The 24,239-nt window shown below is 40.8% G+C and carries 22 protein-coding genes; 3 read left to right on the top strand and 19 right to left on the bottom strand.

Annotated features, from left to right (window positions below):
• Nucleotides 1–6: 6 nt before the first annotated feature.
• Both PSF09_RS04745 and PSF09_RS04740 read right to left on the bottom strand, forming a co-directional pair.
• Nucleotides 7–987: a sugar kinase gene (locus PSF09_RS04745; RefSeq protein WP_272683549.1), complete on the bottom strand. Its 981-nt coding sequence runs from the start codon at nucleotides 985–987 to the stop codon at nucleotides 7–9.
• 4 nt (nucleotides 988–991) lie between these two features.
• Complete coding sequence (locus PSF09_RS04740) at nucleotides 992–1,774, bottom strand: sugar phosphate isomerase/epimerase family protein (protein ID WP_272683548.1); 783 nt, start codon at nucleotides 1,772–1,774, stop codon at nucleotides 992–994.
• A 475-nt stretch (nucleotides 1,775–2,249) separates the two neighbouring features.
• On the opposite strand from PSF09_RS04740, the gene PSF09_RS04735 reads away from it, so the two are divergent.
• On the top strand, nucleotides 2,250–3,596 hold the full coding sequence (locus PSF09_RS04735) for a phosphoethanolamine transferase (protein ID WP_272683547.1): 1,347 nt from the start codon (nucleotides 2,250–2,252) through the stop codon (nucleotides 3,594–3,596).
• A 63-nt stretch (nucleotides 3,597–3,659) separates the two neighbouring features.
• Here PSF09_RS04735 and PSF09_RS04730 read toward each other — a convergent pair whose 3' ends face one another.
• The 7 genes from PSF09_RS04730 to PSF09_RS04700 form a co-directional block, all read right to left on the bottom strand.
• Nucleotides 3,660–5,132, bottom strand: a complete 1,473-nt coding sequence (locus PSF09_RS04730; protein WP_272664427.1) for an FGGY-family carbohydrate kinase — start codon at nucleotides 5,130–5,132, stop codon at nucleotides 3,660–3,662.
• Between the two features lie 11 nt (nucleotides 5,133–5,143).
• The gene (locus tag PSF09_RS04725) at nucleotides 5,144–6,007 is read right to left on the bottom strand and encodes an L-ribulose-5-phosphate 3-epimerase (RefSeq protein ID WP_109912666.1); all 864 of its coding nucleotides are present in this window, start codon (nucleotides 6,005–6,007) and stop codon (nucleotides 5,144–5,146) included.
• An 18-nt stretch (nucleotides 6,008–6,025) separates the two neighbouring features.
• Nucleotides 6,026–7,060, bottom strand: a complete 1,035-nt coding sequence (locus PSF09_RS04720; RefSeq protein WP_004259206.1) for an ABC transporter permease — start codon at nucleotides 7,058–7,060, stop codon at nucleotides 6,026–6,028.
• A gap of 13 nt (nucleotides 7,061–7,073) precedes the next feature.
• Entirely contained in the window at nucleotides 7,074–8,063 is a 990-nt protein-coding gene (locus tag PSF09_RS04715) for an ABC transporter permease (RefSeq protein WP_004259203.1), read from the bottom strand.
• A complete protein-coding gene (locus PSF09_RS04710) occupies nucleotides 8,056–9,573 on the bottom strand; it encodes a sugar ABC transporter ATP-binding protein (protein ID WP_210838107.1) in 1,518 nt (505 codons plus the stop codon). The genes PSF09_RS04715 and PSF09_RS04710 overlap by 8 nt, the downstream gene beginning before the upstream one ends.
• 157 nt (nucleotides 9,574–9,730) lie before the next feature.
• A complete protein-coding gene (locus PSF09_RS04705; protein WP_036958239.1) occupies nucleotides 9,731–10,723 on the bottom strand; it encodes a substrate-binding domain-containing protein in 993 nt (330 codons plus the stop codon).
• A gap of 210 nt (nucleotides 10,724–10,933) precedes the next feature.
• Entirely contained in the window at nucleotides 10,934–11,746 is an 813-nt protein-coding gene (locus PSF09_RS04700) for a DeoR/GlpR family DNA-binding transcription regulator (protein ID WP_004907878.1), read from the bottom strand.
• A gap of 455 nt (nucleotides 11,747–12,201) precedes the next feature.
• On the opposite strand from PSF09_RS04700, the gene araD reads away from it, so the two are divergent.
• Nucleotides 12,202–12,900 carry an L-ribulose-5-phosphate 4-epimerase gene (gene araD / locus PSF09_RS04695; RefSeq protein ID WP_115168011.1) on the top strand — a complete coding sequence of 233 codons (699 nt, stop codon included), beginning with the start codon at nucleotides 12,202–12,204 and terminating at the stop codon, nucleotides 12,898–12,900.
• A gap of 194 nt (nucleotides 12,901–13,094) precedes the next feature.
• Here araD and PSF09_RS04690 read toward each other — a convergent pair whose 3' ends face one another.
• From PSF09_RS04690 to PSF09_RS04660, 7 genes are all read right to left on the bottom strand, one after another.
• Nucleotides 13,095–14,138, bottom strand: a complete 1,044-nt coding sequence (locus PSF09_RS04690; RefSeq protein WP_210838375.1) for a tyrosine-protein phosphatase — start codon at nucleotides 14,136–14,138, stop codon at nucleotides 13,095–13,097.
• 13 nt (nucleotides 14,139–14,151) lie between these two features.
• The gene (locus PSF09_RS04685; RefSeq protein WP_115168010.1) at nucleotides 14,152–14,982 is read right to left on the bottom strand and encodes a PTS system mannose/fructose/sorbose family transporter subunit IID; all 831 of its coding nucleotides are present in this window, start codon (nucleotides 14,980–14,982) and stop codon (nucleotides 14,152–14,154) included.
• Entirely contained in the window at nucleotides 14,979–15,770 is a 792-nt protein-coding gene (locus tag PSF09_RS04680; protein ID WP_004907885.1) for a PTS mannose/fructose/sorbose/N-acetylgalactosamine transporter subunit IIC, read from the bottom strand. Before PSF09_RS04680 ends, PSF09_RS04685 begins: the two co-directional genes overlap by 4 nt.
• 46 nt (nucleotides 15,771–15,816) lie before the next feature.
• Nucleotides 15,817–16,290: a PTS system mannose/fructose/N-acetylgalactosamine-transporter subunit IIB gene (locus PSF09_RS04675; protein ID WP_109912664.1), complete on the bottom strand. Its 474-nt coding sequence runs from the start codon at nucleotides 16,288–16,290 to the stop codon at nucleotides 15,817–15,819.
• 9 nt (nucleotides 16,291–16,299) lie between these two features.
• Nucleotides 16,300–16,731 (bottom strand): PTS sugar transporter subunit IIA, encoded by a 432-nt coding sequence (locus tag PSF09_RS04670; RefSeq protein WP_109912663.1) that lies wholly within the window; start codon nucleotides 16,729–16,731, stop codon nucleotides 16,300–16,302.
• Nucleotides 16,732–16,918: 187 nt separating this feature from the next.
• Nucleotides 16,919–17,770: a MurR/RpiR family transcriptional regulator gene (locus PSF09_RS04665; RefSeq protein ID WP_109912662.1), complete on the bottom strand. Its 852-nt coding sequence runs from the start codon at nucleotides 17,768–17,770 to the stop codon at nucleotides 16,919–16,921.
• 224 nt (nucleotides 17,771–17,994) lie between these two features.
• Entirely contained in the window at nucleotides 17,995–19,488 is a 1,494-nt protein-coding gene (locus tag PSF09_RS04660; protein ID WP_272664424.1) for a UxaA family hydrolase, read from the bottom strand.
• A gap of 238 nt (nucleotides 19,489–19,726) precedes the next feature.
• Between PSF09_RS04660 and exuR the strand changes: the two genes are divergently transcribed.
• Entirely contained in the window at nucleotides 19,727–20,488 is a 762-nt protein-coding gene (gene exuR / locus PSF09_RS04655; protein WP_115168008.1) for a transcriptional regulator ExuR, read from the top strand.
• On the opposite strand, the gene PSF09_RS04650 is transcribed toward exuR, so the two are convergent.
• The 3 genes from PSF09_RS04650 to PSF09_RS04640 form a co-directional block, all read right to left on the bottom strand.
• Nucleotides 20,489–21,286, bottom strand: coding sequence for a Crp/Fnr family transcriptional regulator (locus PSF09_RS04650; protein WP_272683546.1), 798 nt, complete (start codon nucleotides 21,284–21,286; stop codon nucleotides 20,489–20,491).
• 101 nt (nucleotides 21,287–21,387) lie between these two features.
• On the bottom strand, nucleotides 21,388–22,698 hold the full coding sequence (locus PSF09_RS04645) for an MFS transporter (protein ID WP_272664422.1): 1,311 nt from the start codon (nucleotides 22,696–22,698) through the stop codon (nucleotides 21,388–21,390).
• Between the two features lie 249 nt (nucleotides 22,699–22,947).
• A complete protein-coding gene (locus PSF09_RS04640) occupies nucleotides 22,948–24,060 on the bottom strand; it encodes a mandelate racemase/muconate lactonizing enzyme family protein (protein WP_004907900.1) in 1,113 nt (370 codons plus the stop codon).
• Nucleotides 24,061–24,239 lie beyond the last annotated feature (179 nt).

Below are 24,239 nucleotides of genomic sequence, written 5' to 3'. Positions count from 1 at the left end.
TTCCTTTTAACATACCGCTTTAGTGGTGTCCGCGGAGAGTAATGCCATTTCATGCTGCAGTTGTGCTTGGGTTGGTAAGCCTTCACTATCTCCTATAACTTGAATGGCTCTTGCTCCAACAAAATTACCTCTTGCAACAGCTTGCGGTAATGTTAAGCCTTCAAGTAAGGCACTAATGACGCCAACGGCAAAGCCATCGCCAGCTCCAACGGTATCAATGACGTGTTTAACATGAACGGCCGGAGATATGCCCTGCTGGTTATCCGCTGTTTTATAATATGCGCCGTGTTCTCCGGTTTTAATCACAACGGCTTCAACACCGTGAGCGAGATAAAAATCAGCAATAGACTCGGGTTGGTCGAAGCCTGTGAGAATTTTGCCTTCTTTTAAGCCAGGTAAAACCCAATTAGCTTGAAACGCGAGTTGGTTGAGCTGTTTCACCATGTCTGTTTCACTCTTCCATAGAGAAGGGCGCAAGTTAGGGTCAAATGATAGTGTTTTACCTGCATTTCGCATCCATTTCGCGGCATGCAGTGACAGTTGGTAGCTGGTGGGTGAAAGCGCGGCTGCCACACCACTTAAATGCAAATGGCGTGCGGATAAGAAATAATTTTCATTAAAATCGGTTAAATCTAAATGGCTTGCCGCAGAGCCTTGACGAAAATACTCTACGATGGGATCGGTTCCATTTTCGGCTTTAGATTTAAGCTGAAAGCCTGTTGGGTAATGAGAATCTACCGTAACACATTGAGTATCCACATGTTCATTATCTAGTGTGGCTTGGATAAAACGCCCGAAAGAGTCATTACCTAAGCGGCTAATCCATCCTGTTCTTAACCCAAGACGTGAGAGGCCAACAGCAACGTTGAGCTCTGCCCCTGCAGCACGACGAACAAAGTTTTCGACCTCATGCAATTTCCCTGTTTGCGTGGCGACGAACATCATCATGGCTTCGCCAAGAGTAACTACATCTAATTGATTTTTCATTAAATTAATTTTCCCTTTCACTGAGAGAGCCTGTAACAGAGAAGTCCTTTAATAGAGATACATAGTATTCAGTGACTGCGCGTAAATCATGCCCTTCAAGTGGAAACTCGATACCACAAGGAGCGTCATTTGGTAGAAGGTTGAGTACTTCTTTCCATGTGCCGTCACTGTCATCAAGTGCTACAGCAACGCGTTTACTGTCATGCAATTGGCAGGCTTTAACGTGAATGTAAGCGACTTGGGAAGCAAAAATATGTGCAGCTTTTAACGGATCTTCCCGATGCCAGTACCAGTTCGCCATATCAAACGCCATTTTTATAGGCATATTTTGGTGTTTTACATCAGCAAAAAAACGTTCAAGAGGCGCAATATGGCCACCGACTTCGGTTTGATCATTCTCGATCACTAACTGTGTGTTGTATTGATTGAGAAGATTAATTACTTCGGTTAAATCATAATTTTCTGGTAATTCACCGAGTGATAGTTTTAAAAAGCGAGCATTAAGTTGTTTGGCATCTTCAAAATAGCCTTGCAGTTTAGTGATGGCGATAGGGCTACGTTGCTGAAATAGCGTGTCTGGCACGGAATAAACGGCGGTGAGCTGCCTTGATTGTAATCCTTTGGCGATATCCGAAAGATTATCGCTTGGTAGTAAGAGTTCTTGGCGGATCTCTGCGCCATCCGCATGGCTGTTTTGAATGATATCGAATAAAGCTTGTTGGCCACCTAATTGTTTTACGGTTTGTGCCCCATAGGCGGCGGTGACAACAATAATGTGTTTGCTCATGACTTTCCTCTCTCTGAATAAAGGGCATTAGCCCATTTGTCATTGCGAATAACTCATTATGGAACCGGTTCCATAATACTTTCTAGTGACAAAAGAGCAAAATCAGAGCTATATCACTAATCAAATGGCGACAAATGTTTAATTGCCGATCTTTATCACAACTCTAGATGTAATGGGTGTAACGCCTATTATTCTTCCTGATAAATACATTTATATTCCATAACTAATTGATTATTGATTTTTTTATATACAGCTAATATGAAAATGTACCTAATAAATGCGTGATTCTTCATAATTAATTATTGTTAGCGGTATCTCAATTTCGTCTTCTTCGCCTTTTAATGAAATTATATTTCAATATATTAATGATAATGTGAAATTTTAGTGCAGTAGCGGCATTAATTTCACAAGCTCTACCCTGACTACACCACAGCAACTCATAAAAATAATAAGTTACGAAGATGAGGTTCCGAATATGAAAGTAATGAAATTAACCGCACTTTGTAGTGCGCTTCTGTTAGCTAGCGTTACATGGGCTCAAGCAAATACTAATGAAAGTGCGGGAGTCTATAAAAAAGCCTGTACACCAGAGTTAATCCAAGCAGCAAAAAGCAATGCAGATCTTTGCTATGGGGTGAATACGGCTAGTGATATTCAAATTACTAAAAAAAATGATGATAAATATAAGATAAAAGTCGTCATTATTGGTGAAAGTACCAATAAGAATTATATGAATACTTATGGCTATCCGTTAGAAAATACGCCATTCCTTTCATCGGTAAACGGGCGTTTTTTCAATAATTTTATCAGTGCGGCATCCAATACGGTACCGACCTTAACGCGTGCATTAGCAAAAAATGATTTAAATACAATCACACAGCACCATGAAAAGCCGTATTACAACAATAATTCGGTTGTTGATTTAGCCAATAAAGCGGGTTATGAGACCTATTACATTGGTAATAATGGCAGCTTTGGTGATGATGAAATTGGCTTTACAAATTATTTTCTAAAGGCGAATTATTTTTTACCGGTTAGAGACAGCAAGCCTGGTTTTGACAACCTTTTCGTGCAAGAAAAGGTTGTCGTTGATGACAATGTGAATAAACTCACCAATGATTTTAAAATGTTACCTGCCTTTAAAGCCGCGTTAAATAACCCGTCAGAGAAAGAAAAAGTCATTTTTGTTCATATGTGGGGGCCTCACCATGATGGTTGGCCGAAAGGAGCTTGTGAACTCGTTAAAAATAATTACAACATTAACCCTGAGCAATTTGATACGGGTTGGGGAAGTATAGCGAACTGTTATGTTTCAGCGATTAAACTGAGTGATGATTTTATTGGCGATATTTATAGTATCTTGCAAGAAAATAATAAAAATGGGGATAATCCGTTCTCCATTTTATATTTTTCTGACCATGGGCAAGGGTTAGTCAAAGCCAATAAACAGCACGTAAAAGCACTGGAAGCAGAGTATAAAGGGTATATCAAAGAAGGAAATCTATATTTACGTCATGGTCAACTCGTGAAAGGGGCATATCAAGTTCCATTAGTGGTCATCAATTCGGATGATACTAAACGTGAATTTCGCGATGAAACGTTAAGTGAGTGGAATTTATTTGATTATTTCGCATCGTGGTTAGGCGTAGAAGCTAACCTAACATCCCCAGCGAAAAGTATCGTAGCGGAGACTATCACACCTGAAAAAGACATTGATGTCTTTGTTTTCCCACGGGATGAGTTTGTGAAGTACGATAGCTTGCCGCAGGATACCGTATTATCACCAGCCACAGTTAATACCCAAGTTGTCGCTGACAATTAATCTGTCAAAAAATAAGGCAGAACCGAATTATCTGTTCTGCCTTTATTATCTTTATTCAATAGGCTATTGACTCAATGCATCGGCAACCGCTTTAAAGCGGGAAAATTTGTCACGTAACTGTTGATACCCAACAGCGTTTGGTTGGTAAGTGGTGATTTTTGGGGTACTTGCCGCAATGGCGACATCAAAACCTGAGTAGTAACCTGTTCCGACAGCGGCACAAAGTGCAGCCGCTTGGCAACCTGATTGCTGCACGTTGACGACATCTAACGGCAAGTTACTGGCATCACAGAACATTTGCATCCACAATGGTGACTGTGTTGGGCCACCTGTGAAACGAATAGATTCAGTTGTATTATCAAGGCCAACAATACGGTCTTGGTGCAATAAATGTGAAAATACAATCCCTTGATAGATAGCATAAGCAATATCGGCATCGGTATGGTGTGAACTCAAACCGAGTAGACCACCATGCAAATTACTGTGGTAGTTAGAACCGTACAGCCAAGGGAAAAACAGAATATCATTTGGCCGTGTTGCCCCTTCAGCCACACAGTGATTTAGTACGTTATAATCTTGCAAACGTTGATTGAAGAAGTGACGAGTGAACCACGCGAGGTTACTGGCGGAAGTCGGGCTGCCTTCGTGGACAAAATAGGTACCTGGAATACAGTATTTACTCCATACGTATGGGTAATCTGAAGGCACAATTTCATCGAAGACACGTGTTGAAATGGTCCAAGTTCCGGCTACGGCGCTGAGTTTATCTTTTTGACTGACCCCTGACGCCAACGCTGCACCCACGACATCAAAGAAGCCACCAAATACAGGGGTTCCTTCCACAAGCCCAGATTCTACAGCAGCTTTGTGGGTGACCGTTCCTGCTAATTGAGCTGAGTTAATAACGGGTGCCAGCTTGTCATTTGCCTCATCAATACCAAATAGTTGGCATAATTTAGGATCATAGCTCGACAGGGTTTGGTTAAATAATTGGCTACCAGAAATATTGGTTTCTTCGCAGGCAATTTGGTCGGTTAGACGGTAGCGAATGTAATCGTGGACCATCAAAACATGCTGAGTATCACGATAGTTATCAGGCTCGTGTTGTTTTAACCAACGCAGTAGTGCCACAGGATGAGAAGCCCATAATTGCTGCAAACTCAATGGATAAGCTTTATCCGCAGTGCCGTCTTGGTGCCATTCATCAACAATAGATTGAGCGCGTGAATCAGATGACACAATCCCATTTCTAACCGGTTTTCCTTGGCTATTGAGTAAATACAGCCCTTTGCCGTGAGAAGAAAAGCTGACACCGGAAATTTGGGCGGGGCTGAGTTGGCTATTTTGAATCGCTTGGCGAATCACGCTACAAGTCGCTTCCCAAAGCATTTCCATATTGCGTTCACTAAAACCTGCTTGTGGACTCTCAGTGGGAAAAGAATGTTCAGCAACGGTAATTTCTTGGCCTTCTGCGGTGTAAATACCCGCTTTAATTACGGTACCACCAAGGTCAACACCCATAAAAAATGCATTCATTATCGGCTCCTTTAGGCGTTGTACCAGCCTGCTTGTTGCATTTTGTCTTCCATCCAATGACGGGCTTTGATAATTTCAATCAGCGGCTCATCGGCTTTTTCTGTCCACATTTCAATTAGGAAGGAACCGCGGTAATTTAAACGTTTTAATAATTTGAATAAATTAACAAAATCTACGCAGCCTTCGCCGAAAGGCACATCACGAAATTGGCCTTTGCAGGTTTCGGTCACTGCATACGTATCTTTTAAGTGAATCGCTGCGACGTGTTCAATTCCTTGGGTGAATTCTTTTTCGACATCATTACCCCACGCGGTTAAGTTACCGACATCAGGATACACACTGAACCAAGGTGAGCGAATTTTATCGGAAAGCGTTTGCCATTTGCTAATGGAATTCATAAAAGGCGTATCCATGATTTCCACTGCACACATCACTTGAGAAGCGGCTGCAATTTCACTGACCCATTGCATGCCTTTTTCGAAATTGGCAATTGTTTCGGCATCTTGCTCTTCATAGTAAACGTCATAACCCGCGAGCTGGATAGTACGAATACCTAAGTCTTGAGCGAGCTTAATGGCTTTTTCCATTAAGGTATAGGCCATCATACGGGTAGCTTCATCATGGCTACCGAAAGGAAAGCGGCGATGGCCGGATAAACACATACTTGGAATGCGAATGCCTGTTTCTTGAATGGCGCTAACAACTTCTAGGCGTTCTGCGGTGCTCCAGTCTAACCGAGCTAGACGTTCGTCAGTTTCATCTACTGACATTTCCACAAAATCGTAACCCGCAGATTTTGCGATAACTAATTTTTCTAACCAACTGCTGTTTTTCGGTAATGCTTTTTCATAAATACCAATTGGATGCTTGCGCATGGTTTTCCCCTTGAAAAATTAACTTTGTGTCGATGCTTTATTAAGGCGTTGGTTGCGGTTCATCGCACGTTTAGCACTCCATTTTTCTTTGAAGAACTTGAATGCTAATGCCAAGATGAGCGTGATCCCCCAAACAGCGAGGTTAAAGTGCAGGCTCACTCCTAGCAGGCTTAAACCTGTCGCAATGACCTGTAAAACCAATAAGGCACAGAACACTCGGCTAACCTTACCAACTCCCCCAAATGGGTTAGTTCCACCTAATACGATGGCAAGAATGGTGAGCAGTAAATAGGAATCCCCGTAGCCCATACGTGCAGAGTTAAAGCGAGCCATCATGATTAGCCCAGCTAACACACATAACAGACTAGAAATGGTGTATATCGCAATCATGACACGGTCGGTACGAATACCGCTGAACCACGTTGCATTGATATTACTGCCACTCATATAAATATTTTTACCTAGCCGCGTACAGCCTAGAAAAAGCGCTAACAGAATTGCGGTAACGATGAAAATAATCATAGCGATTGGTACCCCAAGCACGGTATCGGAGCCAATGGCACGAACAATGGGCGGCATGCCACTCAGTGCCGCTCCTTTAGTGAGGTAAACGCCAATACCGCTGATAATTGTCATGGTGCCGAGAGTGACTAGAATTGGATGTGCCCCGATGTGGGAAATCATCAGTCCCGTTAAGCTACCAATAATGACCGCAATTACGGTTGCGCCAATTAATGCGAAGACTAACCACATCAGCTGTGTACCCGTTCCTGCATCCACCGGAAGGTAATTGATAAACACCCAAGCCATAAACAGGCCGGTTAAGTTAGCGGTACTAATAATTGCAAGGTTTAAGCCGCCGCTTAACATAGGTACAAACATGGCAAAGGTAAGTAAGCCCAATTCAGGTAACTGAAAAGTGATACTTAAAAACGTGTTTTGGGTAAAAAAGTGACCTGGCATGGCAATACTAAATGCGGCGATAGCCAGAACAAAGATTGAAAGCAGTCCGATAACAGAGCCATCAATTTTAAAAAAAGCATTTTTTTTCATGGTGATATTCCTGTTAAACAAAACCTACGTCCGTCTCTTTACGTTTTTTGTAGTGAGTAATACAAATCGCAATGAGAATAACCAGCCCAATGACGATATTGACGAAGTAGTTTGAAACACCAATCAGGTTTAGGCCGTTTTTCAAGATACCAATCAGGAAAACGCCCATTAGTGTACCTATCACAGAGCCTCGTCCACCGGATAAACTGGCGCCACCTAATACAGCTGCAGCAAGCACATCCAGCTCTCCGCCCACAAGGGCACTCGGTACCACTTCGCTCATTCGGTAGGTTTGCAACATGCCGCCAATCGCCGCCATTGCACCAAGGTAGCCATAGGCAAACAAGTAAATCACTGAAACACGGATACCAATACGAGATGCAGATTCTTGACTTCCGCCTACAGCGTATAACTGACGGCCGATGTGGGTTTTATTCATCAAAATCCACGTTAAGAAGGCAATGCCAAGCATCACAATTAACGGCAAGCCAACTTGGTAATATTCGCCATCCACTTCAAAAGGCAAGATAGTCACAGGGTCAACCCACCAATCAGGCAAGTCATAAATACTGTGCCCATTGGTTAACCACATCAGCATCCCAAACAGCAGTGATTGCATACTAATGGTGATAATGATCGACACAACATTCAGCGAATAAATCAAAATGGCATTGATTAATCCAAAGGCGATACCGATGATAATCGCTAATGTGATACTGACCGCAGGGCTTGCAATAAAACCTTGTAATAACCAAGTCGCAATCACGTATTGCACTACGGAAGCCACAGCAGCAAACGAAATATCAATGCCCCCAGTGACAAGAACCACAAATAAGCCCAAGGCGAAAATACCCGTCACCGCATAGCTTTCACTGAGGTCGAGTAAATTTTGAATAGTCAGAAATTGCGGGCTCATCAATGTGAAGAACACCACCATGATAAGAATGACCCAAGTCAGCCAGCCTTCGACAGATTGTGGTCGTAATTTTTGCCAATTAGCCATTGATGATTTCCTCCAATTGTTGCTCATTGATGGAATCTGTCACAATTTCTTTGACGATAGAGCCTTGTTTCATATGTAAAATTCTGTCGCAATTGTAATAAGCTTCGGAGGCTTCATCGGTAATTAATAAAATAGAGATACCGACACCTGACAAACGGTGAATGAGTTTGTAAATACTGTCTTTTGCGCCGATATCGACGCCAACGGTTGGCGAATCTAAAATCAGTACCTTAGGGCGTGTTAAAATCCATTTGGCAAGTACCACTTTTTGCTGGTTACCGCCTGAAAGTGTTGAAAGGGCGTTATTTGGGTCGGTGACTTTAATATCTAAGTCGGCTATCCACTCTTGTACGATGTCTTGGCACTGTTTTTCATCGATTAAATGCCAAGGTGTTTTGAGTCGATCAAGAATCGAAATCACCATATTGTCTGCGATGGATTGCTGTAAGATAGCGCCTAAAGTCAGGCGGTCTTCAGATACATAACCAATGCCACGCTTAATAGCGTCGGTATTATTTTTTAACTTAACAGGCTTGCCTTCAATGAATAATTCGCCGCTGTCTGGACGGGTAATGCCAAACAACGATAGCGCTAATTCGGTGCGGCCTGAGCCAAGCAAACCACATAAACCTAATACTTCGCCGCGTTTTAAATTTAAGTTGATATCACTATATTGCCCAGTCCGACTGAGATTTTTTAGCTCGAGTACTGTGCGTCGGTCTTCTGCGTTATTTGGTGGCTTACGTTCATGGACAATGTCTAAGCCAGTCATTAACTCAGTAATTTTGCGTGTAGTTAAGCCTTCAGCAGGCCATGTTCCAATTTTTTGACCATCACGGATCACGGTGATACGGTCAGAGATCTCTTTGACTTCTTCTAGCCGATGACTAACAAAAACAACCGTGATCCCTTTATCTTTTAGGTAATTAACCGTTGAGAGTAATTGGTTGACTTCAGTACGGGTCAGTGAAGCCGTTGGTTCATCCATAATGACCAGACGTGCATCGGCGACTAAGGCTCGGCAGATCGCAACTTGTTGGCGTTGAGCAATGGGTAAGAATTGTACCGGTGTATCAGGGTCAATGGTAAAAGCCAGCTCATTGAGGATTTCTAACGCTTTCTCGCGCAGTTGTTTTTTGCGAAACCAGCCAAAATAGCCTTTGAGATTCAGTTCAAAGGCGATATTTTCGGCAACAGTTAAATTAGGAAATAACGACAAATCTTGGTAGATAACTTGTACACCTAATTCACGGGCTTTATCTGGCGTCAACCGATGATAACTTTTTCCATCAATTTCAATTTTGCTACCGTCATCAGGGGCATAGACACCACTGATGGTTTTAATTAATGTGCTTTTCCCACACCCATTGGTGCCTGCTAAACAGTGCACTTCACCTTTGTTGAGCGTCAAATCGATATTGCGTAATGCACGGTGACCACCGAAGCTTTTGGAAAGGTCTCGCAAGGTAATGAGTGGATCGGATTTGTCAGCTTTAGAGGTGCTTGTCATAAGTACAATTCCTACTGCAAATAAATTGGTGTTGGCTTGTTTGTGATGAGTTCGAGCTGCTGCGTTAGTACAGGCAACTCGAACTCAAAGAACATAAAATTTAATATATTGATAAATATTGTATTTTTGTTGTAAATGTTATTTTAACAGGGTGAAATTACAGACCGACTTCGACTAATTTTTTAGTATTTTCAATATTCAAATTAACGGGGTTATCACTCAAAATGGTGTTACCACTGACTTTGATTTCACCCATATCACCAATAGACACGCCATCTTTAATTTCTTCACCATTCATCATGGCAGTCGCAACCTGTACAAATACTTGTCCTGCGACTTTTGGATTGGAAATATAGCCGCCATCAATTGCACCTTTTTCCAGTAATTTGATGCCTTGGCCTGGCGTAAATGTCCCGAATACACAGGTTTCATCATTTTTGCGGCGTTTATCAATGGCACGGCCTGCACCGATAGGGCCTTGTGAACCAAATGACATGATGCCTTTTAAGTCTTTGTGTTTAGATAATAAATCATTGGCGGTGCGCATTGAGTCATCAACGGATTCGGCAACACCAAAGCGGTCATCGACCATTTGCATTTTCGGGTAGTTTGCTTTTTGGTAAGCAATTGCCGCGTCTGCCCATTCGTTCACTAATGGTACTGTCAGGCTTCCCACAAACATGGCATATTTGCCTTCTTCGCCCATACATGCCGCCATATCTCTCATATGGTTAGCACCCATACTTTGGGTATCCAGTAATTCAAAGTCCCAATCTGCATTTTTTTGGTTTGGTGATTCGTGGGTAATGACTTTAATTCCAGCGTCTTGAGCTCGCTTTAATACAGGCTCAAGAACTTTAGCGTCGTTAGGGACAACGCCAATGACATCTACTTTTTTGGCGATTAAATCTTCGATAGCACGAACTTGTTCCGCAGGATCAGCGGTTGTTGGGCCAACTTGGAAGGCGTTTACACCCAGTTTTTTGCCTTCTTCAGTAATACCTTGTTCCATAACATTAAACCAAGGAATACCACCGACTTTAACGACGACACCCATGGTAAAGGGCTTTTGTGCTTTTTGTGATTCAGCCATCGCGACATTTGAAAATAGTGCAACGCTCATTAAACAAGGTAAAACTAGCTTCTTCATGTTCATAGTTGTATTCCTTAGTGTAGATGGATACTAAATCAAGAACTTTCATTTTTAGAAATAATGAATTTCTCATATTTAGATATGCCTATAATTAAGTGCTAAGGAATTATGGGTAAATAATATCCCTGCACTTATTTAATACAGAAAATAAAATGGAACTTATTATTTTTACTTACATTACAGCTATATAATTTTTATTTTTATAAATTATTTGTCGCACTCGATAATTTTAAGATTAGAGAATTGTTTTTGAAAATTATTATCATTTAGTTTATTTGTGATTAATACGTCAATATCATCAAATGTACAAACCTGACTAAATGCATACTTTCCTAATTTACTGTTATCCGCGAGCAAAACTTTATTTTCAGAAACCTGTAACATAATATTTTTTAATTTTGAGTTTATTTCACTGCCATCGCGAATACCATTTTCGATATTGAACCCTTGGCATGAAAGAAATAAGGTTTTTATCTGAAAGCTACGAATAATACTTTCTGCAATTGGGCCATGAAAATCATCATGACGTTCTGAATATTCCCCACCAATACCAATAACACGAACTCGGTCACGGCAGGCCAACGCTTGGATAATTTTGACCGAGTTTGTCACCACAGTGATGTCGATATCGGGTATTTGCCGTGCTAGAAACCAGCAAGTACTGCTGTTATCTAGCATAATACAGTCACCAGGCTGAATTAATTTTAGTGCAGCCTTCGAAATTTTCATTTTGGCATCAGGATGTTCTTCAGTTCTTTTACGAAAAGATTCTGCGCCATCAACCATTTGACTGAGTTTGACCGAAGATGGCATAACATTCACCATCGGCATTTCTTCTTGGTCGATGGCCACCGCGCCCCCAAAGCTACGGATGATCCTGTTTTCTCGCTCAAGAGTTGTTAAATCGCGACGAATAGTTTCTTGAGACACGAGACATAATTGCGCTAAATCACGTACCAACGCCGAACCATTTTGCGAAACATGAGAACATATTAATTTATGGCGTTCGGCTTGTAACATATTTAGCTCCTATTATTTCCACGATATTTATTCTGCCCGTGTTGCTTTTTTTTTGTCGTGATTGGATTCAAGTAATCTCTTTTTGAAAAGAACAAAGCCGATTAAAGTGATTTTGATCTTCATTTTATGAATTTAAAATTATTCTATTACATAATTATTAGACTTAAGTCACTATATTGGCGGTGTCTTTTTGTTTTTCTCACAATAAACAAAAAAGGTTGGGCTAACTCAGTCAATTAACCACATCTTGATGGTGACTTTATTTGACTGATTATGCCCGAATAAGCCCGAGTTGAGCTGTTTTGTTGCGAGTTTGTAAAGTGAGGTGCTTTTTAAATGGCCTAAATCTGTTTACCTTAATAGGTAGATATAGGTTATCAACACACAAAAAATATCACGATAATAAATTTTTGTTGTTGATATTAAAGCATATTTTAGCAAGCTAGGGAGTTGTTATGTTAGAACAATTGAAACAACAGGTTTTTGAAGCGAATCTCGCCTTACCCAAACATAACCTAGTGACCTTTACTTGGGGTAATGTGAGTGGTATTGACCGTGAAGCTGGGTTAATGGTGATAAAACCTTCAGGCGTTGACTATGAAACCATGAAAGCAGAGGACATGGTGGTGGTCTCGTTGGAAAGTGGAGAAGTGGTAGAAGGGAAATATCGACCTTCTTCAGATACTGACACGCATTTGGCGCTGTACCAAGCATTCCCTGAAATTGGCGGTATTGTTCATACTCACTCTCGTCATGCCACTATTTGGGCTCAAGCTGGGCAGCCATTGAGTGCCTTAGGGACAACCCATGCTGATTATTTCTATGGTGAAATCCCTTGTACCCGCAAAATGACAGAAAGTGAAATTGAAGGGGATTATGAAAGAGAAACAGGCCATGTGATCATCGAAACCTTCAAGGAAAAAGGACTGTCAGCAAAAGATATTCCAGCCGTATTAGTGAATAGTCATGGTCCATTTGCTTGGGGAACAAGCCCCGATAATGCAGTGCATAATGCCGTGGTATTAGAAGAAATTGCCTATATGAATTTATTTACCCGTCAATTAAGTTCGCAAATAGGTTCAATGCAACAAGTCTTATTAGATAAACACTATTTACGTAAACACGGCAAAAATGCGTATTACGGGCAAAAATAAAGCAGTTAAAAATTCATTGAATAAAACTGGCGAACAAAAGTTATTATTGATTTTATAACCAATAACGGATTTTTTCGTCAATAAAATAGCCACAATAAATAAGCTATGTGGCTATTTTACTGTTTTTTAAATACAGCCATTACTCAGGTTTATTTTATTAAGCCTGTGGTTGTTTATAAAATAATTAAATTTATTTAAATTAAGTATATTTCTCTGAGTTGCTTAATATCATGATTTGTGAATTTAAGTTCATTTTTAATATAGTTTTCTACAGAGCCGGATATTTCTTCCATCGCATTAAAGACTTCTATAATAAATGATTCTTGAGTATCAATCAGTGAAAGTAAATAATCCAGTACATTTTTGTCTTGAGTTATTTTCCGATATCCCGCCATTTTAATTTCGTTACGTTCAAGTCGGTTAAAATGGGTGAGCATATAGTCCTGCACAATGGTTTTTTTCGGAACACCTAGCATGGAAAGCACCAGTAATGCACCATAACCGGTTCGATCTTTTCCGCCTCGGCAATGCTGAATATTTGGGGCATTATGACTATCTAATAAAACTTCTATCATTTGCTTAAAGGCGGCTTTTGACTTATCACTCACTACAAATTGGCGATATTGCTCTAATATTTGTAACCCATCGCCGTTAATCATCTCTTTCGGAATATGCTGGATAACACTTTCGATTAACGCTTTATCTTCATTATCTGGTGATGCGGCAAATTGTGCTGCTAATTCAGCAGTTTGAGCTGTTGCATCAAGATGATAGGTTTTCTTTTCACCAACATGGCAATTAGGCGATTTATTAATTTCATTTTGAGTACGATAATCGATAATGCTGTTAATCCCTAGATGGGAAATATAATTGACCGCTTGTTCATTCAAATTAAACAGATGGTTGGAACGGTATAACATTCCCCATTTCACCTGTTTTCCGTCTGTTGTGGTATAACCCCCAAAATCACGGAAGTTATTTAATCCCTCAATAGGTAATGTTCTTTCAGCGAATAATCTACGTCCATTAGCATTTTGTAAAATAAAATAGATGCGTTGTTTAGCATTTAATGGGTCTTGAACTGTAATGCTATTCTCTAATTTATCTGTAATGAAATTCTCAGGATAAACCTGAGTATCAGGTTTATCCGTCCAATATAATGCCAGAGGAGAGGATGGAATTTCACTAAACTTTATTTCGAGTGTTGATTCATTCACTCTGTTGACTTCGATTTCCATATATTTCCCTTTATCATCCTAAAATTCCGAACACGGAACAAACAACACCTAAAACCATAATGGCAACAATGAGTGCAACGGTATGTTTCCCTTGAAATTTACGAACAAGGAAGAAAATACCGAGCGCAAAGAGAAGGGTGAGTAAGTTAGGTATTACCTTGTCAAACATCTCTTGTACTTTGATAGATTGCTCACCGACGGCGATGGTTAGCGGAGTGGAAAGCTTGACGGTCGTCGCTATCAAGGAACCTAGGACCATGACCCCGACAACGTTCGCTATATTAGTAATTCGCTGAATAATATTTGATTTCTTCGATTGCTCGATTAAATCAACGCCTTTGTTATAGCCATAATGAATAAAGAAATATTTGGTGCCGATATTGACGATATTAAACAGAATAAACATTAATATAGGGCCGATAATATTACCTTGCAGCGCAAATGCGGCTCCGATGCTGCCGCAAATGGGTAGCCATGTAAATTTTAATAAGCTATCGCCAAGACCTGCAAATGGCCCCATCAAACCGGCTTTTACAGAAACGACCGCCTCTTTTTCTTCTTCTGTTGTTTTTTCTTCTAATGCTGCGGTGACACCGAGAATTAATGCACCTGCGTTAATTTGTGTATTAAAAAACTCGAAGTGGCGTTGCATGGCTTTAATACGCGTTTCTTGATCTGCTTTTTCATAAAGCTTATCGAGAACGGGTACCATACAATGAGCAAAACCAATAGTTTGCAGTTTTTCGTAGTTGTATGAGAATGACATGGTTTGAATTCGCCAAAACATACCATTAAGCTCTTTTTTCGTGAGTTTTTTATTTTCAGAGGTGGTTATTTCACTCATAGGTCATACTCCTCTTCTTCATTTTTATGGGAAGTTGGTGCTGTTTTTTCTTCTGGTGTTTGGCGCAAGCTGTTAGCAAATGCCATGTCATAAAGCACAGCAAATGCCAGAGCGATAAAAGTAATTGGGATAATTGGCAATTTTAAATAGGTTGTGAGCATAAAACCGAGCAGAAAGAAAAACCACATTCTGCCTTTAAGCAACATGAGTAACAGAATACAGATACCAACAGCAGGGATTAGTTTAGATGCGACACCCATACCGGTAAGAATACTTTCAGGTACGGCATTTAATATGCTATTGACTAAGTCACTACCAAAATAAACCGCAATAAAGCAGGGAATGGCACGAATAAAAAACCACAGTGGCGTCGAGAAATAATGCACTTTTGTTAGGCCACTGTAGTTGCCATCAAGAATGGATTTACTGGCCCAGACATTTAAGAAACTGGCAAAAGAACGCCAGATAATCAGTAATTGCTGACATAGAATAGAGACAGGTACGGCAAGGGCGATCCCCGCTGCAATTCCGCCATTTGAAGCAATACCGAGCGCAACTCCAATAATTGAACCGGCGATAATATCGGGTGCAGAATAAGCACCAACATTACCAATTCCCATCCACATTAATTCTAATGTGGCGCTAATGGCTAACCCTTGCACCATATCGCCCATGATAATACCGGCCACAGTTCCGGTGAGTAATGGGCGTCTTAGCATTTGCGGACCGACATCATCCAATGAGCAAATACCTGCCCAAATCGCAATTAAAATGGCCTCTACCAACATAATAGGCTCCTCACTTATTGAGTAAAAATAAGTATGATTAGATGAATTAATTGAGTAATGTTTTTAATTCAACAATGGGATCTTTAGGAACCATTTGAATTTCAACAGTAACGTTATTGTTGATGAGCGACCTAAAGGCTTGTTCTTCATCCGGTGTCACAGCAACCGCACGAGATAAATTACGACGGCCTTCTTGCATGCGCATTCCGCCGACATTCAGTTTTTCCAATTTTAAGCCACTTTCGACGAGCCTATTCACATCAATACTGTTAGTAAACAGCAACATAGTACGGCGTTTAATTTCTGCTTTTTTTAAGACTTCAATGAATTTATCGACACCAAAAACGACGACTTTTAGATCTGGTGGCGCCGCCATAGTAAGAACGGATTGCTGAACAGTGTCATTGGCAACTTTGTCGTTGACAATAATCACCTGCTCAATATCAAAATTTTTAACCCAAGTAGTAATAACTTGGCCGTGGATAAGTCTGTCATCAATTCGAGCAACGTTAATTGGCATGGGATTCTCCTAAAGTTCGCTATCGTTTTGTGCTAATGGTTTAAGTTGTTCACCGACATTAATGCAACTGTCAGGGAATACATCATTAATGACTTGATGAAGTTCATGTAAAGGAAGATCTCGGTTGCTGAGTATTTCGAGAAAAGTCGGAACGTTGATTCCGCAGTACAGCACGACATCATTTTGAGTAATAACGAGCTCACTGGCTAAATTGCAAGGAGAACCGCCTAATAAATCGACCAAAATTAAAACACCATTGCCTTTATTAACATGCTGATATGTTTCAAATAAATGTTTTTTCACCTCATTAATATTGCTTTCTCTTTGAATCGAAATCACGCTGATATCTTCTTGCGAGCCAATTAGCATTTCAGCACATTCCAATAACCCTTGTGCAAAAGGCCCATGGCTAGCCAGTATGATAGGTATTTGAGAGCTCATTTTTTCCCCTTGTATTTATCTTTTTTATTTTAGTAATAAAATTACTTTTATATATTTATTTTTAAGTAACAATATCACAAAAAATAGGAATGAAAAGAGGGAGCTCCCTAGAAAGGGTCATTTTTGTGAGCAAGATCGAAGTGGCTACTCAGAGCCACATAGGCGATGTTAAGAAGGAGAAAGTCGATCAGTTATTGCTGTTTAGACGAGTAAAGCGTTCCGCACGAGTGTTAATTTGTTTTTGAATTCTTTCATCATATTGTTTGATAAATAAGTTAGTAATCAACATATTAATTACAGTGAGTTGGGATATTTTTGAGCGAATGGGGATGATCCTTGAAATATTTTCAGTCGATATTGTATGCAAGATAGTCTCAGCTAAGGTTGATACTGAACTTTGTCCCATTTTTGTGATAGCAATGGTCGGAACTTTCAATTCTCTGGCAAGAGTGAGTAGCTTGATACATTCGTGGTTTTCACCGGAATGAGATATGACAATGACAAGATCGTTCTGATCTAACGTATTCACGATACTAAATTGAATGCTGTAATCAAGGTGACAATTAACATCTTTTTTTATTTTAATTAGTTGATATTCAAATTCTTTTGCAACTAATCCACTACTACCAGCACCATAAATTACAATTTTTTTACTCTTGCTAATTAACTCATTTGCTTGCTTAAAGGCATTTAAATTAACCAAAGCACAAGTTTCTTCTATGGATGATTTTTCAATCAGTCCTACTTTGTGATTAACGGTTTCCATCGAGTCATTAATATCAATATCTTCTTGCAGTAGGGTGCCGTATGACTTGTGATTAATCGATGAAATTAAATCAATTTTTAGGTCACTAAAACCTTGGTAGCCCAACTTATGACACAGGCGCAAAATAGTGGTGGTACTGACCTTATTTTCTTGGGCAAGGGATTGAATGCTAATACTTTGCATGTTTTTCTTATTAGCAATAATGTACTCAGCGACTTGTTTTTCTTTGGTGGAAAGGCTGTCTCTGGCCTCTCTAAGTTTTAGGTCTATCATTATTTACCCTGCTAATAAATTAAAATTTGCCATCAATAAACGGATCCTACCATATCCTAAAAATAGGGAAATGGTGACTTTTCTTTATTGGGTTCATGTCACGATAAATGGGTTTATGGTTCAGGCTAGAAAGTCAGGTTGGTAGGGAAAAATTAATAAATATAAATAGTTAGTGATATCCCTATTGCTTAACGATGGCCTAAGCAATAGGGAATAGTTTGTTTTTAAAGTGTGACGCCCATTTTGAAAATTGCTAATTCACGAAAGTCATTGATTTCATTTTTGGTGTGCTCACCATTAACGGTTTTCACAACAAGCTGAATGAAGTCATCTAATAACTGATCCATGGATTTTCCTGTTAATAGGGCGCCCGCATTGAAGTCAATCCAATGGGGTTTTTTGGCGGCTAATTCATTATTAGTCGCAATTTTCATGGTGGGAACAAAGCCACCGTATGGTGTGCCGCGACCGGTGGTAAATAACACCATATGACAGCCTGCCGCACCTAAGGCACTGGTCGCAATGGCATCATTACCCGGTGCACTTAATAAGTTGAACCCCGGAGTTGTCAGGCGCTCCCCGTATTTTAAAACATCCATTACTTGGCTAGTACCTGCTTTTTGTGTGCAGCCGAGGGATTTTTCTTCGAGTGTCGAAATACCGCCGGCTTTATTCCCTGGAGATGGGTTTTCATAAATTGGCTGGTCATGGGCAATAAAATATTGTTTGAAGTCATTGATCATATTGACCGTTTTCTCGAACGTCAGCTCATCATGGCAGTGGTTCATTAGAATTTGTTCTGCACCAAACATTTCAGGGACTTCCGTTAACACCGTAGTTCCGTTATGGCTGACTAAAAAATCAGAAAAACAGCCCAACAGTGGGTTAGCGGTGATCCCTGAAAGCCCATCAGATCCACCACATTCAAGGCCAAATTTCACTTCACTCAGTTTGCCAGCTTCACGTTTATCCTGCTGTACGAATTGATAAAGCGCATTAAGGTGCTCGACACCGGCTTCAATTTCATCATCTAATTGTTGGCATACCATGAATTTCACGCGTTCATCATCATAGTCACCTAATGTTTCTTTAAAGGCGGCTACTTGATTATTTTCACAGCCTAAACCAATGACTAGAACACCACCAGCGTTAGGGTGCTTAACCATATCTTGTAAAATAGTACGCGTTGTTAAATGGTCATCACCGAGCTGGGAACATCCTAAAGTATGGTTATACAGATAAACGCCATCAATATCAGAAGCACCATGATGTTGTTTATTAAAGCGCTCGATCATTTTCCTAGCGAGTGCATTCACGCAGCCAACGGTTGGGATCACCCAAATTTCATTGCGGATCGCGACATCACCATTGGCACGGCGATAAATTTGTACATCGGGGTTTGGCAGCGTCGCGACGAGTGATGGGTGTTCAGGGTGATACTCATAGTCATTTAAGGCGCTTAAATTGGTGGTGATATTGTGTGTATGAATATGCTCGCCAACGGTTATTTTCGTTGTTGCGTGGCCGATAGGCGCGCCATACTTCATGATATTTTCACCCGTTTCAATCGTATCTAGGGCTATTTTATGGCCGCGACCGATGTCCTGCTTTAATGCCACGGATTGGCCATCAACGGTGATAGTATCACCCGCGAGTCTATCAATTAAGGTAATGGCGACATTGTCATTCGGATGTATTTTTATTATATCTTTTATCATATTGCATTCTCTGGGTTGAAAATCGGATTCAGTGTGATCGGCCACCTAGTGTCGATTTTTTTTGTTGTTTAAATTTCAAACATTATACGATCCGGTTTATAACTTTTAAAGATGTTATACCAATTTATTGGGATTTATTTATCAGTGAACTTCTATTTAACCCATCACCATAAAATTTCGTTATACTGTGAGGCATTAGTGGCCAATGAGTCGGGTTGTTATATGAAAGGAGAAAATAATGAGCTCACAAGAGAGTGAACCGCGCCTATACCAACAAGTTGCGGCTCTGGTCAAAGAACGCATCGAAAATGATGAATACCCAGTTGGCACTAAATTGCCTGCAGAACGGTTACTTGCTGATGAAATGAAGGTGAGCCGTACGGTGATCCGTGAAGCTATCATTATGTTAGAAGTGGAAGGGTATGTGGATGTACGCAAAGGATCTGGCATACATGTCATCAGTAATCGGTCTAATAACTCAGTCAATACAGAAACCGGATTAGAATTTAGTCGTTGTGGGCCATTTGAACTATTACAAGCAAGGCAACTGATTGAAAGCCACATCGCCGAATTTGCCGCAAGCCAAGCCACGAAAGAAGATATTTTAAAATTGGTTGATATTCAAAAGCATGCGCGTAAAGAGGATCGTTTTCGCGACTCAACATGGGATCTTGCCTTCCACATGCAAATTGCCGCGTCGACCCATAACAGTGCGATGGTGGTGATTGTTGAGCAAATGTGGAGCCAACGCTTACGTAATCCTTACTGGCTCAAGCTTCATGAGCACATTGATAACCGTTCGATTGAGAGCTGGTGTGATGAGCACGACCAAATTTTACAGGCGTTAGCGCGTCGAGACCCGAAAGGGGCGCGGCAAGCCATGTGGCAACATTTGGAAAATACCAAAAAAATGTTGTTCAATGCGACCAGTGATGACTTTGAATTCACTATGGATCGCTACTTCTTCGCAGATAGCCCAACGATGGATGATAACAGCTAGTTATTCTTCATCATCTTCAGATATCTGCTTCAGCGCGGGGAGGTTAACTAAAATAATTTTCCCGTATTTTGCATCAATCCAACCGAGTTTTTCCCATGCAACTAAACGCTTATTGATGGTTTGCCGTGTGGTATTAATGATGGTCGCCAAATCATCTTGTGTCAGATATAGGCTCAATTGAATCCCCTTTTCATGAGGTTCACCATAGCCTTCCGCTAAACTCAATAAGCGCTTGGCCAGCCGGGCGGAAACAGACAATAAAGCGCTGTCATTGATAATGGTAAAGGCGTTACGAATCACTTTGCAGAGCAAAATATTCAGAAACTGGTAAAAAACGGGGTGCTTTTCCAAGATCATGGCTAAATCTTTCGGTGATATCGTCAGTAAAATGGTTGGGCTAATTGCTTTAGCATCATGGGTGCGCGCCGACTTATCTAGCATGGCAATTTCGCCAAACCAATTGCCAGGTGAAAGATAGCGAAATACACATTCACGGCCATCTGAAGATATCGAACTCACTTTTACTGAGCCTTGAATCACCGCATATAGACCACGTGCAGGGCCACCTTGATAGTGGACCATTTCACCATCAGGATAGAAGCGTAATGTGGCGCATGTCATTAAGATGGAAATTAAATAATCGGGTAAGTTACTAAACCAACTATTTGTTTTTAATATTTCAAGAATATTTTCATGCGTTAGAACTAATTGACTGTTTTGTACCGCAATGTTCATCTGAATGCTCCCTGCATGATTGGCTGACTTATCATGACATTTGGTAGGGTTATGTTCAATCATGAACCACCGCAATATTCGAGTAAACCTCACAAATAAAAAATAGAGTAATAGAAAACCCGAGCCATTTATTTTGGCTCGGGAGGGATTCAAAAGATCATTAATTAATCTTCAAATCGTTTTTCAATACCTAATCTTCTTAATGTCAGAATTAACAAACCACCGATAAAGGCGACTAAAGCGATAAAATAGAGCCCTGCACGGGCAGACTCAAAGGTGGTTTCTGCCCACACTCTTAAGTTTGGTGCCACAAAGCCACCTAAGTTACCCACTGAGTTAATCAGGGCGATTCCTGATGCCGCAGCGGTACCGCCTAAGTATGCAGATGGGAAGCTCCAGTACAGAGGTTGCATGGCTAAGTGGCCTGCTGCTGCGACACATAACGCAATAATGGCAATAACTGGAATGCTATCAAATAAACCAGAAACAGCGATCCCGGCAGCCCCTAACATAAAGGTAATGGCAGCAACTTTACGGCGTTCTTTTAGGCGTTCTGAAATACGAGGGACGTAGTAAACTGCAATGGCCGCACACAGTGGTGGTATGGCGGTGATAAAGCCTACAAGTATGCCGACTTTACTGCCCAATAACGTACCAATTTGGGTTGGTAAGAAGAAATAAATACCATAACCGCATACTTGAACGGTAAACCAAATCAGACACAGGTAGAGAACGCGCATATCTAATAATGCACTCAAGGCACCTTTCGGGCTATGACCTGCTTTGGCATCTTCTTCCAAGGCTAATTTAGCGGAAAGTGCACTTTTTTCTTCAGCTGTCAGCCACTTGGCTTTTTCAGGGCGGTCATCAAGGTAAAAGAATACCCAAATCCCGACAATAGATGCCAATAAGCCTTCTACGACAAACATTAACTGCCAGCCGTATAAACCGAAGGCAAATGAAGTTCCTTCTAACGACAGGAGTGAGCCTGATAATGGACCACCAATGATAAATGCCAGTGGTGCACCAAATAAGAAGTAGCCTGTCACCCGTGCACGGATATTTTGTGGGAACCAGAAGGTTAAATACAAAATAACCCCCGGGAAGAAGCCCGCTTCACTGACACCAAGTAAGAAGCGCAGCACAATAAAGGTGGTTTCATCATGGGCAAACATCATGGCGGCAGAGACGAGTCCCCATGTGACCATAATGCGCGATAGCCATACTCGAGCACCAATGCGGTACAGTAGAATATTACTTGGTACCTCAAACAATGCGTAGCCGATAAAAAAGATCCCTGCGCCAAATGCGTATGCCGCGTCACTTAACCCAGTTGTTAGCTGAAACTCTTGTTTTGCAAAACCAATATTAGAACGGTCTAAATAAGCCAATATGAACATTAATACCACCATTGGTATTATTTTTCGTATTGCTTTGCTGGTAGCCGATGATAAATGATCCGTATTGGTGGACATGGTTCACCCCAGTTTTTTGTAAGATAGTAATGTTATCTATTCATTTTTATTATGTGTTTAGCCCGCCGCTGAATAACCAGCAGAGTAGAGTATAGAGCTAATATGCTCGTCATACTTCAAGTTGCAGTGTTGTTGGCTGCATCATGAATTATTTAGAGTATAACTAAGTAATTTAAAATGAATAATTCTTGTTATTAATTTCCCTTTTTCATGTTGTTAGAAATGAAATATTGAAAAAGGGAATGATCATTATTTCACGTTAAATTTAGCTAATGCTTCAGGTTTTAACGTCGTACCTGCCCCAGGCGCGGTTGGTGTGGTATAAACACCATCAATAACTTCGACCGGGTCAACAAAGCAGTCCAGTGTCCAAGGAATGAATTCCAGTAAAGAGCAGGCTGGATGTGCCATTACCAGATGCAATTGTGCCTGCATCATATCGCCATGGTGTGGTGTCACTGGTAAATTAAAGGCCATACCTAAGTCAGCGATTTCCCATACTGCCGTTAAACCACCGCAGCGTGTGGCGTCAGGTTGTAAGTAATCAACGGCACCCGCTAAGACAAATTCCTTAAATGAATCATTGTGATAAAGTAATTCACCTAATGCGATAGGTGTATCCATATAAGCGGCAAGCTGTTTATGGCTGGCGACATCATCATGCCACAACGGCTCTTCAAACCACTTAATATTAAAATCATTTAAACGGTGGCCATATTGTTTGGCAATGCTGATATCCCACTTACCATTCGCATCTACCATTAAGTCGATATCATCGCCAATTGCGTGGCGAACTGCTTCAATACGTTGTAGATCTTCGCGTGGGTCTGGTTTGCCAATCTTCATTTTTATTGCTTTGAAGCCTTCTTCGAAGATCATTTTTTTACAATCATCGACTAAGTCTTCTTGGCTACGCACTAACCAACCGCAGTCGGTGTTATAGGCGTTAACTTTATTGTGTTTTGAACCGCCAAACAGTTGCCAGAGCGGCTGATCTGCGGCTTTAGCTTTAAGATCCCAAAGGGCGATGTCGATGGCAGAAATTGCCATTTGCATCAGACCACCACGGCCAACCCAAATATTGGTTGAGCTGCGAGTGAGTTTTCGGTGCAAATAACGTACTTCTGTTGGATCTTCGCCGAGTAACATAGGACCGAAAACATCTTCAATAATGGTGGTGATTAAGCGGTCGGTAGTGATATCGGCGTGTGTTCCGGTGTGGCCATAGCCGACTAACCCACATTCTGTTTTGATCATGACACCCGGCATTCCCCAATGGGTAATACTGTGAGTTGAGTCACCAATTAGGTCATTAGTGACAGGTACGTGCATGATAAAAGTACTAATTTCTTTTATTTTCATTATTGTTCCCAGGTGTTGTAAGGTGGTTGAATGCCAATCTAGCAGTGGGAAATGGATTAAACTGTCAAATGATTTACAGATTGTGCCTTGATGGCGCCTTTTACTGATAAATATGAGCTAGATCTCTTTATTTTGTATGATAGATCACGATGAAATATCTAAATTGGTATAACAACTTA

The sequence above is a fragment of the Providencia sp. PROV141 genome, assembly GCF_028481645.1.
Lineage (GTDB): Bacteria > Pseudomonadota > Gammaproteobacteria > Enterobacterales > Enterobacteriaceae > Providencia > Providencia rettgeri.
This window is presented reverse-complemented; position numbering and strand designations above follow the sequence as displayed.

Excerpts from the sequence above, each read along its gene's own strand:
- araD (WP_115168011.1), top strand. The coding sequence starts at position 12,202 with ATGTTAGAACAATTGAAACAACAGGTTTTTGAAGCGAATCTCGCCTTA.
- PSF09_RS04730 (WP_272664427.1), bottom strand. The coding sequence starts at position 5,132 with ATGAATGCATTTTTTATGGGTGTTGACCTTGGTGGTACCGTAATTAAA.
- PSF09_RS04745 (WP_272683549.1), bottom strand. The coding sequence starts at position 987 with ATGAAAAATCAATTAGATGTAGTTACTCTTGGCGAAGCCATGATGATG.
- PSF09_RS04675 (WP_109912664.1), bottom strand. The coding sequence starts at position 16,290 with ATGCCAATTAACGTTGCTCGAATTGATGACAGACTTATCCACGGCCAA.
- PSF09_RS04725 (WP_109912666.1), bottom strand. The coding sequence starts at position 6,007 with ATGCGCAAGCATCCAATTGGTATTTATGAAAAAGCATTACCGAAAAAC.
- PSF09_RS04715 (WP_004259203.1), bottom strand. The coding sequence starts at position 8,063 with ATGGCTAATTGGCAAAAATTACGACCACAATCTGTCGAAGGCTGGCTG.
- PSF09_RS04650 (WP_272683546.1), bottom strand. The coding sequence starts at position 21,286 with ATGATTGAACATAACCCTACCAAATGTCATGATAAGTCAGCCAATCAT.
- PSF09_RS04640 (WP_004907900.1), bottom strand. The coding sequence starts at position 24,060 with ATGAAAATAAAAGAAATTAGTACTTTTATCATGCACGTACCTGTCACT.
- PSF09_RS04670 (WP_109912663.1), bottom strand. The coding sequence starts at position 16,731 with ATGAGCTCTCAAATACCTATCATACTGGCTAGCCATGGGCCTTTTGCA.
- PSF09_RS04735 (WP_272683547.1), top strand. The coding sequence starts at position 2,250 with ATGAAAGTAATGAAATTAACCGCACTTTGTAGTGCGCTTCTGTTAGCT.
- PSF09_RS04710 (WP_210838107.1), bottom strand. The coding sequence starts at position 9,573 with ATGACAAGCACCTCTAAAGCTGACAAATCCGATCCACTCATTACCTTG.
- PSF09_RS04720 (WP_004259206.1), bottom strand. The coding sequence starts at position 7,060 with ATGAAAAAAAATGCTTTTTTTAAAATTGATGGCTCTGTTATCGGACTG.
- PSF09_RS04690 (WP_210838375.1), bottom strand. The coding sequence starts at position 14,138 with ATGGAAATCGAAGTCAACAGAGTGAATGAATCAACACTCGAAATAAAG.
- PSF09_RS04685 (WP_115168010.1), bottom strand. The coding sequence starts at position 14,982 with ATGAGTGAAATAACCACCTCTGAAAATAAAAAACTCACGAAAAAAGAG.
- exuR (WP_115168008.1), top strand. The coding sequence starts at position 19,727 with ATGAGCTCACAAGAGAGTGAACCGCGCCTATACCAACAAGTTGCGGCT.
- PSF09_RS04665 (WP_109912662.1), bottom strand. The coding sequence starts at position 17,770 with ATGATAGACCTAAAACTTAGAGAGGCCAGAGACAGCCTTTCCACCAAA.
- PSF09_RS04740 (WP_272683548.1), bottom strand. The coding sequence starts at position 1,774 with ATGAGCAAACACATTATTGTTGTCACCGCCGCCTATGGGGCACAAACC.
- PSF09_RS04680 (WP_004907885.1), bottom strand. The coding sequence starts at position 15,770 with ATGTTGGTAGAGGCCATTTTAATTGCGATTTGGGCAGGTATTTGCTCA.
- PSF09_RS04660 (WP_272664424.1), bottom strand. The coding sequence starts at position 19,488 with ATGATAAAAGATATAATAAAAATACATCCGAATGACAATGTCGCCATT.
- PSF09_RS04700 (WP_004907878.1), bottom strand. The coding sequence starts at position 11,746 with ATGTTACAAGCCGAACGCCATAAATTAATATGTTCTCATGTTTCGCAA.
- PSF09_RS04645 (WP_272664422.1), bottom strand. The coding sequence starts at position 22,698 with ATGTCCACCAATACGGATCATTTATCATCGGCTACCAGCAAAGCAATA.
- PSF09_RS04705 (WP_036958239.1), bottom strand. The coding sequence starts at position 10,723 with ATGAAGAAGCTAGTTTTACCTTGTTTAATGAGCGTTGCACTATTTTCA.